Below are 14922 nucleotides of genomic sequence, written 5' to 3'. Positions count from 1 at the left end.
ATGCCCTATCGATCCGCCACCTGCCAGCGCGGATTGATCCAGGGTTCCTGGTTGGATGGCGCCAGCGGCGTGCGGCCGAGAATGTGGTCGGAGGCCTTCTCGCCGGTCATGATCGACGGCGCGTTGAGGTTGCCGTTGGTCACCCGCGGGAAGATCGAGGAGTCGGCTACGCGCAGGCCGTCGACGCCGATGACCCGGCACTCCGGATCGACCACGCTCATGATGTCGTCGGCGCGGCCCATCTTGCAGGTGCCGCACGGGTGGTAGGCACTCTCGGCATGATCGCGGATGAAGGCGTCGAGATCCTCGTCCGACTGGACATGCGAACCCGGCGAGATTTCCTTGCCGCGGAAGCCGTCAAAAGCCTTCTGGCCGAAGATCTCGCGAGTCAGCCTGATGCAGTGGCGGAACTCGGCCCAGTCGTCTGGATGCGACATGTAATTGAAGCGGATCACCGGTGCCGCTTTCGGGTCGGGAGAGCGCAGCGTCACCGAGCCGCGCGACTTCGACCGCATCGGCCCGACATGGGCCTGGAAGCCATGGGCCCTCGCCGCCGCCTTGCCGTCATAGCGCACCGCAGCCGGGATGAAGTGATACTGGATGTCGGGGTAGTCGACGCCGGCCTGCGAGCGCACGAAGGCCGCGGCCTCGAAATGGTTGGTGGCGCCGAGGCCGGTCTTGAAGAACAGCCACTGCGCCCCGATCAGCGCCTTGGAGAATGGGTTGAGAACCGAATTCAGCGTGATCGGCTGGGTCGATTCCTGCTGGATGTAGAGCTCCATATGATCCTGCAGATTGCGGCCGACACCGGGCCGGTCGGCCACGACCTGGATGCCGTTCTCCTTGAGATGCGCGGCCGGGCCGATACCGGACAGCATCAGGATCTTGGGCGAATTGATCGATGATGCGGCAACGATCACCTCACGTCGTGCCTTAACGACCTGAATCTGTTTGTGAGCTTCGATCTCGACTCCGACGGCACGCTGATTCTCGATGATCACCCGGCGGGCGAAGCCTCTGATCACGCTGACATTTTGCCGCTTGAGCGCCGGCTTCAGATAGGCTGACGCCGCCGACCAGCGGCGGCCGCCGCGAATGGTTTGCTCCATCGGTCCGAAGCCTTCCTGCTTCGAGCCATTGTAGTCGTCGGTCAGTTCGAACCCGGCTTGGCGGCCGGCCTCGACAAAGGCGCCGTAGAGCGGATTCTTGCGCGGGCCACGCTGGACGTGCAGCGGGCCGCCGTGGCCGCGCCAGCCGTCCTCGCCGCCGTCACTGTCCTCCATGCGCTTGAAATAGGGCAGCACGTCGGCGAAGCCCCAGCCGGCCGCCCCCTGTTCGGCCCAGTGGTCGAAGTCGCGTGCGTGGCCCCTGACATATACCATGCCGTTGATCGAGGACGAGCCGCCGATCACCTTGCCGCGTGGCGTCGCCAGCACGCGGCCGCCGAGATGCGGCTCTGGTTCGCTGGCAAAGCCCCAGTCGTAAAGGCTCATGTTGAGCGGGATCGACAGCGCCGACGGCATCTGGATCAGCGGCCCGATATCGGTGCCGCCGAACTCGATGACGATCACCGAATGCTTGCCGTCTTCCGACAGCCGGTAGGCCATGGCCGAGCCGGCCGAGCCGGAGCCGATGATGACGAAGTCTGCTTCAAGCATGGTTCACATGCGCCCATCGTTCATATGCGAAATAAAATCGGCGAGCGAGACATTGCCGCCGGTAGCCATGACCAGGACCGTTTTACCCGTCACATCCACCTTGCCGCCGAGCAGCGCCGCCAGAGAGGCGGCGCCTGACGGCTCGAGCACCAGCTTCATCCGCTCGAAGGCGATCTTCATCGCTCGCCTAACCGATTGGTCGTCGACGGTGATGCCGCGCACGCCAGCGGTCTTGACCGCCGCGAACGGCGCGTCGCCCGGCCGCCGCGACATCAGCCCGTCGCAAATCGATTTCGGCGCGATCGGCATGGTCTCGATGGCGCCATGCGCTAGCGATGCACCCATGCCGTTGAAGCCTTCCGGCTCGACGCCGATGATCTCGGTTGCCGGCGACAGATAGTGGAAGGCGAGCGACATGCCGCCGATCAGTCCGCCGCCGCCGACCGAGCAGAACAGAAGGTCGGCACTGGCGTCCTTTGCCTCGAGTTGTTCGAGCGCTTCGAGCCCGGCGCCGGCCTGGCCGGCAACGATCTCCGGATCGTCGAATGGATGCAGCAACGCCAGCCCTTCGGTCTCGGCAATCTCGCGGGCCTTGGCGGCTGCGACCTCTTCACGGGCGCGCTCGCCATGATCGGTCAGCACGACGCGCGCGCCATAGCCTGCAGTGGCATCGCGCTTGGCGGCCGGCGCGTCGATCGGCATGACGATGGTGACGGGAATGCCGAGCGTCTGGCCGGCGGCTGCCAACCCTTGCGCGAAATTGCCGGAGGAGTAGGCGACGACGCCTTTTATGGCCTCATCCGGCGACAGCCGCTTCAACCGCCAATAGGCGCCGCGCACCTTGAACGATCCCGCCCATTGCAGCGATTCCGGTTTGATGAAGACGCGGGCCGCACCCGTCTCCTTGGCCAAGGCTGTCGATTCCAGCAAAGGCGTGATCTGCGTCGCCTTCGACGTCACGGCATAGGCCTGTCTGAGGTGCTCGAGGGAGGGGACAATTGTCATCATTCGCCTCGCGGAAAGCGTTTCTGTTCCTCGAGATTGTCGAGGTTCATGTGGTTGCGCATGTAGCGTTCCGACGCCTTCTGCAGTGGCTGGAACTCCCAGGGGTAATGCGTGCCGTTGCGCAGCGCGGGATAAACCACCCAGCGCCGCGCCTGGCTGACGCGCACCGCGGCATCGAATGCCGCCATGTCCCAGCGCGCTCGCACGGCTCCCGTGAAGGCCGCCACCAGATCGGCATGCGCCGGATCGGTGGCACGATTGGTGCGTTCTTGCGGATCGGCTTCGAGATCGAACAGAAGCGGCGGGTCGATCTCGCAATGGATGAATTTGTAGCGGCCGTCGCGGATCGCCACCAACGGCGCGTTGGAGCCCTCGGCGGCATATTCCATCAGCACCGGCGCGGTGCGCTGTCCGCCATCAAGCAACGGCAGCAGCGACTGGCCATCGGTCCACGGTGCGATCGCGGAGATGTCGATGCCGGCGAGATCGCACAGCGTCGGCGTCACGTCGAGGTTGGAGACCGGCGCCTCGATCAGCCCTGCAGGAATGCCTTTGCCGGCGATCATCAAAGGTACTCGCGCCGAGCCCTCGAAAAAATTCATCTTGAACCACAGGCCGCGCTCGCCAAGCATGTCGCCATGGTCGGAGCAGAACAGGATGATGGTGTCGTCCAGCATGCGCGTTCGCTCCAGCACTGACATCAACTCGCCGACCTTGTCGTCGAGATAGGAGATGTTGGCGTAGTAGCCGCGCCGCGAGCGGCGGATCTGCTCCGGCGTGATGTTGAAACTGTCGTAGTCGCTGGCCCGGTAAAGCCGTTGCGAATGCGGGTCCTGATGGGCATAGGGGATGATTCCCACCTCCGGCTCAAGCGCCGGACAGTCTTTATAGAATTCCCAATATTGCCGCCGTGCGACATAGGGGTCGTGCGGGTGGGTGAAGGAAACCGTCAGGCACCAGGGCCGGCTGGCCTCGTCCTCGGAGGTGCGGGCAAGATCGTAGAGTTTTTGCACCGCGTGGAAGGCGACCTCGTCGTCATACTCCATCTGGTTGGTGATCTCGGCAACGCCGGCGCCGGTGACCGAGCCCAGATTGTGATACCACCAGTCGATGCGCTCGCCGGGCTTGCGGTAATCCGGCGTCCAGCCGAAATCGGCGGGATAGATGTCGGTGGTCAGCCGCTCCTCGAAACCGTGCAACTGGTCCGGCCCGACGAAATGCATCTTGCCCGACAGGCAGGTGTAGTAGCCGGCGCTGCGCAGATGATGCGCATAGGTCGGGATCGAGGAAGCGAATTCGGCGGCGTTGTCATAGACCTGGGTGCGCGACGGCAATTGCCCGCTCATGAAAGCGGCGCGGCCCGGCGCGCAAAGCGGCGAGGCCGTGTAGTTGTTGCCGAAGCGCGCCGAGCGTGCGGCCAGCGCCTTGAGATGCGGCACATGCAGGAAGTCCGCCGGCCCGTCCGCAAACAGCGTGCCGTTGAGCTGATCGACCATGACGATCAGGATGTTGGGTCGCCTTGATATCTCTGAGGCTGTCAATGAGGCTGTCACTGTGTCTGTCGCCCGCCGAGTTTGATTTCGAGATAATCTTCGACCAGCGCGATCGCGGTTTGAGCATCCGGCACGCCGTCCTTCAGCGCGCGCCTGATGTACAGCCCGTCGATCATCGCCGCGACCGCTTCCGCCGCGCGGTCGGCCTCGTTGCGCGGCAGTATGCCGGTCAGTCCGCTCATCAGGTTCGAGTGCAGCCGCCGCGCATAGACCCTGAGCAGCCGGCGCAGGGCCGATGATTTCTGTGCCTCGACATAAAAGGCGAGCCAGGCCGCGATGGTTTCCGGCCGGAACTGGATGTCGGAGAAGTTAACGGCGACCACCGCCGAGACGCGTTCGCGCGGCGAGCCGGCGGATTGCAGGGCGCGCCGCATGTCGATGGTCAGCTCGGCCAGTATGTGCCGCATCGTCGCCAGCAGCAGTTCGTCCTTGGCGCCGAAATAGTGGTGGGCAAGGGCCGACGACACGCCCGCCCGTCCGGCGATCTCCGACATGGTCACATCAAGCGAGCCGCGGTCGCCGATCGCCGAGATCGTCGCGTCGATGAGCGCCTTGCGGCGCAACGGTTCCATTCCGACTTTCGGCATTGGGGAGATCCAGATTAAAACCGAGATTATTTTTTATTGACGGATCAATCAATAAAAAACTCGCGCTCGGATCAACCGATCGTGTCGCTCTGGCCCATCCTTTGGACTGGAAAACGGTTCACTGTTGAACAATAATAGAGGCTGATGCCGCGCTATGACATGTTAGGCTTGCGGCGAACGGAGGTTGCCATGACCGGATGCATCGTCGGCTGGGCGCATTCGCGCTTCGGCAAGCTTGAAGGCGAGACGCTCGAGGGCCTGATCACAAAGGTCGCGGTCGACGCGCTCGACCATGCCGGCATTGGCCCGGACGAGGTCGACGAGATCGTGCTCGGCCATTTCAACGCCGGCTTCTCCCCTCAGGATTTTACCGCCAGCCTGGTGCTGCAGGCCGATGACCGGCTGCGCTTCAAGCCGGCGACGCGGGTCGAGAACGCCTGCGCCACGGGTTCGGCAGCGGTCCGCCAAGGCATCCGCGCCATCGACGCCAATGCCGCCCGCATCGTGCTGGTGGTCGGCGCCGAGCAGATGACGACGACGCCCGGACCCGAGATCGGCAAGAACCTGCTCAAGGCTTCCTATCTGCCGGAAGAGGGCGACACGCCGGCCGGTTTTGCCGGCGTCTTCGGCAAGATCGCACAGGCCTATTTCCAGCGTTATGGCGACCAGTCGGATGCGCTGGCGATGATCGCCGCCAAGAACCACAAGAACGGCGTCGACAATCCGTACGCGCAGATGCGCAAGGATTTCGGCTACGAATTCTGCCGCCAGGAAAGCGAGAAGAACCCCTTTGTGGCCGGTCCGCTGAAGCGCACCGACTGCTCCCTGGTTTCCGATGGCGCCGCCGCCCTTGTGCTGACCGACACCTCGACGGCGTTGAAGATGCGCCGCGCCGTCGCCTTCCGCGCCAACGAGCATGTCCAGGATTTCCTGCCGATGTCGAAGCGTGACATCCTGTCCTTCGAAGGCTGCGAGCAGGCCTGGAACCAGGCTTTGAAGAAGGCCGGCGTGACGCTCGACGACCTCTCCTTCGTCGAGACGCATGACTGCTTCACCATTGCCGAGCTGATCGAATATGAGGCGATGGGCCTAGCCAAGCCGGGCGAGGGCGGCAGGCTGGCGCTAGACGGCACGACTGCAAAAGACGGCAGGCTGCCGGTCAACCCTTCGGGCGGGCTGAAGGCCAAGGGCCATCCGATCGGCGCCACCGGTGTGTCGATGCATGTGCTGACCGCCATGCAGTTGACCGGCGAAGCAGGCGGCATCCAGGTGCCGGACGCAAAGCTTGGCGGCATCTTCAACATGGGTGGCGCTGCCGTCGCCAACTACGTTTCCATCCTCGACCGGATCAGGTAGAAGCGGCCCATATTTTTCGGGGTGGTGATGACAAATCCGGTTCTGGTCGAAGTCTTGCGCGGCGCGATCGTCGAGAGCGCCCATCGCGGCGCTGTCGCAATCTTTGACGGTGACGGCAAGCCTGTCCTGGAGATCGGCGATACGGCGCGGCCGGTGTTTCCGCGCTCGGCGGTCAAGGCGATCCAGGCGCTGCCGCTGGTCGAAACGGGTGCCGCCGATGCCTATGGCTTCGGCGACCGCGAACTGGCGCTGGCCTGCGCTTCACATTCAGGCGAACCCGCGCATGTCGAACTGGCGCAGGCGATGCTGGCCAAGGCCGACCTCGACAAGTCGGCGCTGGAATGCGGCGCGCATTGGCCGTCGAGCCACGACGCGACGATCGCACTGGCCCGCACAGGCGTCTCGCCGAACGCACTGCACAACAATTGCTCGGGCAAGCATTCCGGATTTCTCTGCACCTGCGTGCACTCAGGGATTGCCCACCAAGGCTACGTCAAGGCAGGCCATGGTTTGCAGGAGATGGTGCGCGACGCCATGCAGGCGGTGACCGGCGCTGCCCACGATGCGGATCACCGGGCAACCGATGGCTGCTCGATCCCCACCTATGCCGTGCCGCTGAAAAGTTTTGCCCTTGGCTTTGCCCGCATGGCTACGGGCAGGAGCTTTGGCCCTGAGCGTGCCAAGGCGGCCAAACGCCTGCTGTCTGCCTGCATGGCCGAGCCTTTCCTGGTCGCCGGCACCGGCAAGGCCGATGTGGCGCTGATGCAGGCCGCGCCCGGCCGCATCTTCGTCAAGACGGGCGCCGAGGGCGTCTATTGCGCTGCCGTTCCGGAGCTTGGCCTCGGCATCGCGCTGAAATGTGATGACGGCGCCGGCCGCGCCGCCGAGGTGATGATTGCTGCTGTGCTGGCAAAACTTCTCAGCGCCGACGGCGCACTGGCGGCGAACCTTCTGGAGCGGGCCAATCCGCCGATCGAAAGCCGCATCGGCGCCAAGGTCGGCTCGCTGCGGCCGACGACGGCGCTCAGCTGACCCTGTTTCGCTCGACCGTCAGATGCGCATAGCCGCTTACGCTTGACCGCGCGAGGTCGCCGGTCGCCGGTTCGGCCCAGCGCTGGCCGATGATGGCGCCGTTCCTGGCGCCGTCGATGACGTTGTCGGAAATGATGGCGTTTCCAGCGCCTTCTACCACAGTGACGGCGATGCCGGTTCCGGCCTGACGGATGATGTTTCCCGTCGCCACAACATTGCGCATATAAGCGCCCCAGCCGATCTGCATGCCGTAGAGCGGCGCGTTCTCGATGACATTGCCCGAGACGGTGGTGTCGGCCTCGACGCTGATACCGACGCCGAAGCCCGGCGCGTCGGCGGGGTAGGGGCCGGTGGTCGAGAGGTTGCGCACGATGTTGTTTGAGCAGACACCCATACGGCCGCCGTCGTTGAAATTGACGATCGAGATGCCGTTAGCGGCACCATCGACGATGTTGTTGCCGATGATGGCGCCTTCGAAGGAGAATTCGGAATAGAGCGCGGTTTCGCCCGACCGCGAGCAGGTGTTGCCGGTCATCTGCAGATTGCTGGAACTGTTGGCGCGGATCGCCGAGAAGGCGCAGTCCGAGACGATGTTGCCGGTGACCGAGACATTGCCGGCACGGAAGGCGTTGATGCCATTGCCGTTCTGCCCGGTGCCGCCGCCGCGCGCGCCGATCCGCTGCACGCGGTTGCCGCTGACGATCGTGCCGTCCTCGGCCTGTTGCCAGCGATGCACAAGAATGCCGCCATTGCCACAGTCGGATACGGTGTTGTCGGATATCGCCAGGCCAGCGGCCTCGACGGAGTAGATGCCGGCGTCCGCAGCCCCCGAAATCTCGGACCGCTCGATGCGGCCCGACGCATGCTCCAGCGCCAGCCCATGCTTGCCGCTGCCGGTGATCGTGCAATTGTCGATGACGAGATGGGCGACGCGGCGCAGGTCGAGCAGGCCTTGCGCATCGTCGGCCAACCCGCCGTTGGCGCCGTCGAAGACCAATGCGGTGAACTCTATATGCTCGGCCTGTTCGGCCGTCAGCAAATGGCCATTGCCGCCATAGAGGATGCGCGAGGCGCCCGGCACGCCCGAAAGCCTGACGCGGGCGGGCAGAGTCAGGTTGGACACGACATAGGTGCCCGGCGGCAGGAACACCGGCGCATTGCGCTGGCTTGCCTCGGCTAGCATCGTGGCGAAGGCCTTGCTCTGGTCGTCCGGTGCGTCCGGCTCCACGCCAAGCTCGGCGGCATTGATCGAGCCAAGCGCTGCCGTCTTCGCCAAGGCGTTGTCCAGCGAAACGCCGAGCACCGCAAAGCCGACAGTCCCCTTGAGAAGCGTTCGTCTGTTCAACATCGGCACAGATCCCTGCGATGAAATGGTTCTTCGCAGGAATTGGGCCAGCCGCATAGGTCTCCGCTCGGCGATAGTCCGGCCAATGACCGGGTCCGGCAAGTGGCTTGTACAGTCGCCGAAGCGGGCCTAAGTTTATCCGATGAGCAGGGCTTTTACCCGCGAGGAAGACAGCGAAAACGCCATTGCCGGCATCGGCGAGCGGCCGATCAGCCAACACCGCAATCTGGTGACGGAGCGCGGCCTGGCGATGATCGAGGACAATCTGGCCGATCTGCGCGACATTTTGGCGAAAGCCGAGCGAAAAGCCGATCGCGAGCGCATTGCCGTCGTCTCGCGCGACCTGCGCTACTGGACAGCGCGCCGCGAAAGCGCCGAGCTTTCCGTGCCGGAACCGGGCAGCGACCAGGTGCGCTTCGGCATGGGTGTCACGCTGGAAAGCGATGACCGCAAGAAAGTGCACTGGAAGATCGTCGGCGAGGACGAGGCCGACCCCTCAAAGGGCAGCATCTCACACGTCTCGCCAATGGCCGTGGCGCTGTTCGGCAAGAAGGTCGGCGACGTCGCAAGCGTCAACGGCAAGGAATGGGAAATCGTCAAGCTGTCGGACGCCTGACGCCAGCTCACCCTATTTGCACAGCCAGCTTTCGCAACGCGGGCTCATACTTGTCCATGACATCGCGAGCAGCACGCATTTGCCGTTCGACGTCGTCACACGGCACCGGCCTTAGGATGATGCCGTCGTCGGTTTCGATGATCTGGAGTTCATCGCCCACTTGCAGGCTCAAGCTGTCGAGCGTTTCCCGCGGCAGGATTACAACGCCCGATCCGTCCTCAAGTCCGTGAATGATGGTGTTCATAGCTATACCATAGGTTGCGCCCGATACTGTAACGCAACTTTGATAAGCAGTGCAACTGTTTTCCATCAGCTCGCCAGCAGCCGGTCCAGCAACCGATCCGCAGCCTCCGGAATAACCGTGCCTGGCGGGAAGATCTCCGCGGCGCCAGCTTCCAGCACCGCGTCATAGTCCTGCGGCGGGATGACGCCGCCGGCGACGATCAGTATGTCGGCGTGGCCGAGTTTCTTCAGCGCATCACGCAATTCGGGGATCAGTGTCAGGTGCCCCGCCGCCAGCGACGAGGCGCCGATGATATGGACGTCCTGCGCCACCGCCAGCCTGGCGATCTCCTCGGGTGTCTGGAACATCGCGCCGACCGTCACGTCGAAGCCGAGATCGGCGAAGGCCGTGGCGATCACCTTCTGGCCACGGTCGTGGCCGTCCTGTCCCATCTTTGCGACCAGGATGCGCGGCTTGCCGCCGGACTTCTTCTCGAAAGCTTCGAGCTTCTCCAGCAATCGGTCGACCGTCAGATTGTCGCCGAGCGCATTGCGATAAACGCCGGAGATCGTTTGCACCGAGGCGACGTGACGGCCAAAGACTTTTTCGAGCGCCAGCGAGATCTCGCCGACCGTGGCATTGGCGCGCGCGGCGCGGATGGCAAATTCCAGCAGGTTTTCGTTACCCTGCGCAGCGCGGGTCAGCGCATCGAGCGCGCTCTCGACCGCGCCGACATTGCGCGTGCCTTTCAGGTTCTGCAGCTTCGACAATTGCCGGGCCTTGACCTCGGCATTGTCGATCTTCAGCACGTCGACGTCGATGTCGTTCTCGGGGCGATGCGCGTTTACGCCAACCAGTATCTGCTCGCCGGAATCGATACGCGCCTGCGTGCGCGCCGCCGCTTCCTCGATGCGAAGTTTTGGAATGCCCTGTTCGGTTGCTGCCGCCATGCCGCCAAGCGCCTCGACCTCTTCGATATGGGCGAGCGCACGCGCCGCCAGATCGTGCGTCAGCCGTTCGATATAGGCCGAGCCGCCCCACGGATCGATGATGCGGGTGGTGCCGGATTCCTTCTGCAGGATCAACTGCGTGTTGCGGGCGATGCGCGCCGAGTGGTCGGTCGGCAGCGCCATCGCCTCGTCGAAGGAGTTGGTGTGCAGCGACTGGGTATGTCCCTGCGTCGCCGCCATCGCCTCGATCATGGTGCGGGTGATGTTGTTGTAGGGGTCCTGCGCCGTCAGCGACCAGCCGGAGGTCTGGCAATGGGTGCGCAGCGACAGCGAGCGTTCGTCGTTCGGTGCAAAATTCTTCTGCATCAGGGTCGCCCACAACAGGCGCGCCGCGCGGAGCTTGGCGATCTCCATGAAGAAGTTCATGCCGATCGCCCAGAAGAAGGAAAGCCGCGGGGCGAAACGGTCGATGTCGAGCCCGGCGGCGACGCCGGCGCGGGCATATTCGATGCCGTCGGCGATGGTGTAGGCGAGCTCCAGGTCCGCGGTCGCGCCGGCCTCCTGCATGTGATAGCCGGAGATCGAGATCGAATTGAACTTCGGCATGTGCTGGGAGGTATAGGAGAAGATGTCCGACACGATCCGCATCGAGGGCTTCGGCGGATAGATGTAGGTGTTGCGGACCATGAACTCCTTCAGAATGTCGTTCTGAATGGTGCCGGCGAGATCCTTCTGAGCAACGCCCTGTTCTTCGGCCGCGACGATATAGAGCGCCATGATCGGCAGCACCGCGCCGTTCATGGTCATCGACACCGTCATCTCGCCCAGCGGAATGCCGTCGAACAATTGCCGCATGTCGAGGATGGAATCGATGGCCACGCCCGCCATGCCGACATCGCCGGCAACGCGCGGATGGTCGCTGTCATAGCCGCGATGGGTGGGCAGATCGAAAGCGACCGAAAGGCCCTTTTGGCCGGCGGCGAGATTGCGCCGGTAGAAGGCGCTGGATTCCTCGGCCGTCGAGAAGCCGGCATATTGCCGGATCGTCCACGGCTGCTGGACATACATGGTCGGGTAGGGACCGCGCACGAAGGGCGGCATTCCCGGATAGGTGTCGAGATGCGGCAGCCCCTTGAGATCGCCCTGGCTGTAGAGATGCTTGACGGCAATACCTTCCGGCGTCAGCCGCTGGCCCTTGACCTCGACCGGCGCGCGCCGTGGCGCCGACCAGCCAATGTGGCTGAAATCCGGGATCACTGTGCGGCTCCGATTGCCTGGTCGATGCGGACCGGAAACAGCGCCTCGCACACCGCCACGCCCTCTGTGAAAGGCGGCCGCCGCTCAGCCGCCAGCGTCTCGACCGGGGCATCGTTTTTCAGCGGGTAAAGCGTGGTGCCGATGATTGCCCGTTCACCCGACCGGTAGGCCTCGGCGCGGCGCTCGGATGCTGCCTTGACGCGCTTCTGGATATGCCCTTGCTGCAGGCTTGCCAGAACGCCGCCTTCCGCTTCGATCCGCTGGAACTCTTCCCACGCCGCTTCGCACAGGCCCAGGGTCAGCGCCTCGACTGCGCCCGACCCAAATGCTGGGTCGGCGACATGGTCGATATGGCTTTCATTGGCCATGATCAACTGCGCATTGCGGGCGATGCGGCGGGCAAAGCCGGCCGGCAGCCCGAGGGCGATGGTGTGTGGCAGGATGGAGATCGAGTCCGCGCCGCCTGCTGCCGCTGCAAAGCTGGCGATGGTGGTGCGCAGGATGTTGGTTTCGGGATCCGCCGCCGTCATCATGCGGAACGACGTCTCGGCATGGATGTTGGCTGTCGATGCCGGGATGGAACAGGTTTCCTGGATGCGCGCCCACAGCCTGCGCAAGGCCCGGACCTTGGCCATCGACAGGAACTGGTCCTGGTCGACGCTCAGCGCAAAGCCGATATGGGGAGCGGCATAGACAAGCGGCTGGCGCGCATCCTCGAACATCCTGAGGTAGGACACGGCGGAAGCGAGCATGGTGCCGAGTTCCTGCGCTTCCGTGGCGCCGGCATTGTGGAACACCCGCCCGTCGGCCTCCAGCAGCACACCCGGCACGCCCAGCGAGAAGAAATGCGCCAGCGATTGCGGCATCGATGCCTGCAACGCCTCGATCGACGTGCGCAGCCGGCCGGTTCCGGCAAAGATTGCCGCCGGGTCGATGCCGAAGGAGAGGTTCAGCTTTGCCGGGTCGGAGCGGCGCTTGCTCAGGAACGCCACCAGCCAGTCGGCGACGGCACGGCTCCAGGGATGGGCGTCGATGCGGATCTGCGTGCGGTTGAGCGGTACGCCATCCAGCACCGTTTCCAGCGCCTGCGCCGTCCTTGGCAGGCCATAGCCGAACGCATTCGGAGCACCCTCGAAGACAAGCGACAATCCCGTCGCGCCTTGTGCCACATCGTCCAGGGCCTGCGCCTTGGCGCGGCCGATATCGGGATCGTCAATGCGCTGGCTGACGATCCAGGGCAATTTGGGGTTGGCGCGCACAAGCGGCTCGGCGCCGGCGGCGCGATCGTAGAGCGGTTCGATGCGAATCTGATCGTCGGTATGCGAGACCAGTTTTTCCTCGAAGGAGGCGCCGGCGAGCGCCTTTTCGGCCAAGGCCAGCCAACGCTGGCGCTCGACGTCAGCGGGTTCGATGCTCCTGGTCAAGGCTCCGGCGCCCATCCATGTTCCTCGTTTTTATGCGGCCGCACCAGCGTCAGCCGTCCAGTCTACGGTTCCCTGCCAGATATCGCAATGCAATGCGCTTGCGCGGTTGGGATTCGCTTCCCTGACATAGGGCAGCCTGCGTGGACGAACCATGGAACGATTGCCAAACAGCGGCAAAATCCGCAAGTTCCAAAAACCGATTTGGAGGATTGGTTCAATTTAGACGATTGGCCCAATCTGGATGAATAGCCAACTGGATGGATAGCCCAATTGGAGAATAGCATTGTCGCTGCGCAATGGCCTGACTATACCCTGCGGCACGGCCACAGGCTTTTAACACATCAGTTTGCGGAGACATGGTCATATGGCTGACGACACCAGCATTTTCCTCGGCGCCAGCCGCAAGCCCGACGACAGCTATCAGCGCGCCGAACAGCTCTTGCTGCAATATGGGAACCGCCATGGCCTGATCACCGGCGCCACCGGCACCGGCAAGACAGTCAGCCTGCAGATCCTGGCCGAGGGGTTTTCCAATGCCGGCGTGCCTGTGTTCTGCGCCGATATCAAGGGCGACCTGTCCGGCATTGCCATGATGGGCAAGGCGCAGGATTTCCTGGTCAAGCGGGCCGAGCAGGTCAAGCTCGACCCTTACGACTTCCAGGAATTCCCGGTCATCTTCTGGGACCTGTTCGGCGAGCAGGGCCATCCGATCCGCGCCACCGTCTCGGAAATGGGGCCGCTGCTTCTGTCGCGGCTGATGAACCTCTCCGAAGCGCAGGAAGGCATCATGAACATCGCCTTCCGCATCGCCGATGAGGATGGCCTGCTGCTGCTCGACATGAAGGATCTGCAAGCACTGCTGGCCAACATCGCAGCGCGCGCCGACGAGATCAGCTCGCGCTACGGCAATGTCACCAAGCCGTCGGTCGGCGCAATCCAGCGCACGCTTCTGGTGCTGGAACAGCAGGGCGCGGCGCATTTCTTCGGCGAACCGGCTTTGCGCATCGCCGACATCATGCGCACCACCCGCGACGGCCGCGGCGCCATCAGCGTGCTCGCTGCCGACAGATTGATGATGAACCCCAGGCTCTACGCCACCTTCCTGCTCTGGCTGATGTCGGAGCTGTTCGAGGAATTGCCCGAGGTCGGCGATCCCGAAAGGCCGAAGCTGGTGTTCTTCTTCGACGAGGCGCATCTGCTTTTCGACGATGCGCCGAAGGTGCTGATCGACCGCGTCGAGCAGGTGGTTCGCTTGATCCGTTCGAAAGGCGTCGGTGTCTATTTCGTCACGCAGAACCCTTTGGACATCCCTGAAAAGGTTCTCGCCCAGCTCGGCAACCGTGTGCAGCACGCGCTGCGCGCCTATACGCCGCGTGAGCAGCAGGCGGTCAAGACCGCCGCCGACACCTTCCGGCCCAACCCGGATTTCGACTGCGCCACCGCCATCACCCAGCTCGGCACCGGCGAGGCGCTGGTCTCGACGTTGGAGGTCAAGGGCGTGCCGTCCATGGTGCAGCGGACATTGATCCGGCCGCCGTCGTCCAGGCTTGGCCCGATCACGGCGGACGAGCGCCGCAAGCTGATCGACCAGAGCCCGGTTGCCGGCCAGTACGACCAGACCATCGACCGCGAATCGGCCTTCGAGATGCTGCAGAAGAAAGCCGTGGGCGCGCAGGAGGCGGAAGAACAGGCACAGCCGGCCGACAGCGGCCGCTCACGCTGGACCATCCCCGGCTTCGGCAATGACGATTCGCCGCCACAGCAATCAGGCGGTCGCCGCGCCCCGGCGCCCCGGCCCTCCAATCGCCAGACCGTGGCCGAGGCCGCGATCAAGGCGGTGGTGCGCTCGGTCGGCTCGTCGGTCGGCCGCGCGATCGTGCGCGGGATTCTGGGCAGCCTGTCCAGGGGGCGGTGAA

The 14922-nt window shown here is 64.0% G+C and carries 12 protein-coding genes; 4 read left to right on the top strand and 8 right to left on the bottom strand.

Annotation, left to right across the window (positions count from 1 at the left end; all coding sequences use genetic code 11):
• Positions 1-5: 5 nt before the first annotated feature.
• The 4 genes from betA to betI are packed head-to-tail and all read right to left on the bottom strand — an operon-like array spanning position 6 to position 4803.
• The gene (gene betA / locus NKJ18_RS15855; RefSeq protein ID WP_352758676.1) at positions 6-1658 is read right to left on the bottom strand and encodes a choline dehydrogenase; all 1653 of its coding nucleotides are present in this window, start codon (positions 1656-1658) and stop codon (positions 6-8) included.
• Positions 1659-1661: 3 nt separating this feature from the next.
• Positions 1662-2666: a threonine/serine dehydratase family protein gene (locus NKJ18_RS15850; protein ID WP_023805736.1), complete on the bottom strand. Its 1005-nt coding sequence runs from the start codon at positions 2664-2666 to the stop codon at positions 1662-1664.
• Positions 2663-4189 carry a choline-sulfatase gene (betC, locus tag NKJ18_RS15845; protein ID WP_352758809.1) on the bottom strand — a complete coding sequence of 509 codons (1527 nt, stop codon included), beginning with the start codon at positions 4187-4189 and terminating at the stop codon, positions 2663-2665. Before betC ends, NKJ18_RS15850 begins: the two co-directional genes overlap by 4 nt.
• A gap of 23 nt (positions 4190-4212) precedes the next feature.
• Entirely contained in the window at positions 4213-4803 is a 591-nt protein-coding gene (gene betI / locus NKJ18_RS15840; RefSeq protein ID WP_352758673.1) for a choline-binding transcriptional repressor BetI, read from the bottom strand.
• A gap of 189 nt (positions 4804-4992) precedes the next feature.
• Between betI and NKJ18_RS15835 the strand changes: the two genes are divergently transcribed.
• Both NKJ18_RS15835 and NKJ18_RS15830 read left to right on the top strand, forming a co-directional pair.
• Complete coding sequence (locus tag NKJ18_RS15835) at positions 4993-6159, top strand: acetyl-CoA acetyltransferase (RefSeq protein WP_023834449.1); 1167 nt, start codon at positions 4993-4995, stop codon at positions 6157-6159.
• 27 nt (positions 6160-6186) lie between these two features.
• Positions 6187-7191, top strand: coding sequence for an asparaginase (locus tag NKJ18_RS15830; protein ID WP_023709825.1), 1005 nt, complete (start codon positions 6187-6189; stop codon positions 7189-7191).
• Here the strand turns inward: NKJ18_RS15830 and NKJ18_RS15825 are convergent.
• Positions 7184-8539 (bottom strand): TIGR03808 family TAT-translocated repetitive protein, encoded by a 1356-nt coding sequence (locus NKJ18_RS15825; protein WP_352758669.1) that lies wholly within the window; start codon positions 8537-8539, stop codon positions 7184-7186. The genes NKJ18_RS15830 and NKJ18_RS15825 overlap by 8 nt on opposite strands.
• Positions 8540-8678: 139 nt before the next feature.
• Between NKJ18_RS15825 and greA the strand changes: the two genes are divergently transcribed.
• On the top strand, positions 8679-9152 hold the full coding sequence (gene greA, locus NKJ18_RS15820; RefSeq protein WP_023698161.1) for a transcription elongation factor GreA: 474 nt from the start codon (positions 8679-8681) through the stop codon (positions 9150-9152).
• A 7-nt stretch (positions 9153-9159) separates the two neighbouring features.
• Here greA and NKJ18_RS15815 read toward each other — a convergent pair whose 3' ends face one another.
• The 3 genes from NKJ18_RS15815 to NKJ18_RS15805 form a co-directional block, all read right to left on the bottom strand.
• Entirely contained in the window at positions 9160-9396 is a 237-nt protein-coding gene (locus NKJ18_RS15815) for an AbrB/MazE/SpoVT family DNA-binding domain-containing protein (protein WP_023698162.1), read from the bottom strand.
• 65 nt (positions 9397-9461) lie between these two features.
• A complete protein-coding gene (gene scpA, locus NKJ18_RS15810) occupies positions 9462-11582 on the bottom strand; it encodes a methylmalonyl-CoA mutase (protein WP_352758667.1) in 2121 nt (706 codons plus the stop codon).
• Complete coding sequence (locus tag NKJ18_RS15805) at positions 11579-13021, bottom strand: methylmalonyl-CoA mutase subunit beta (protein ID WP_352758665.1); 1443 nt, start codon at positions 13019-13021, stop codon at positions 11579-11581. Before NKJ18_RS15805 ends, scpA begins: the two co-directional genes overlap by 4 nt.
• Positions 13022-13370: 349 nt before the next feature.
• On the opposite strand from NKJ18_RS15805, the gene NKJ18_RS15800 reads away from it, so the two are divergent.
• Complete coding sequence (locus NKJ18_RS15800) at positions 13371-14921, top strand: helicase HerA-like C-terminal domain-containing protein (RefSeq protein ID WP_352758662.1); 1551 nt, start codon at positions 13371-13373, stop codon at positions 14919-14921.
• Position 14922: the final 1 nt, after the last annotated feature.

It is taken from the genome of Mesorhizobium sp. M0217 (assembly GCF_040321955.1).
Lineage (GTDB): Bacteria > Pseudomonadota > Alphaproteobacteria > Rhizobiales > Rhizobiaceae > Mesorhizobium.
This window is presented reverse-complemented; position numbering and strand designations above follow the sequence as displayed.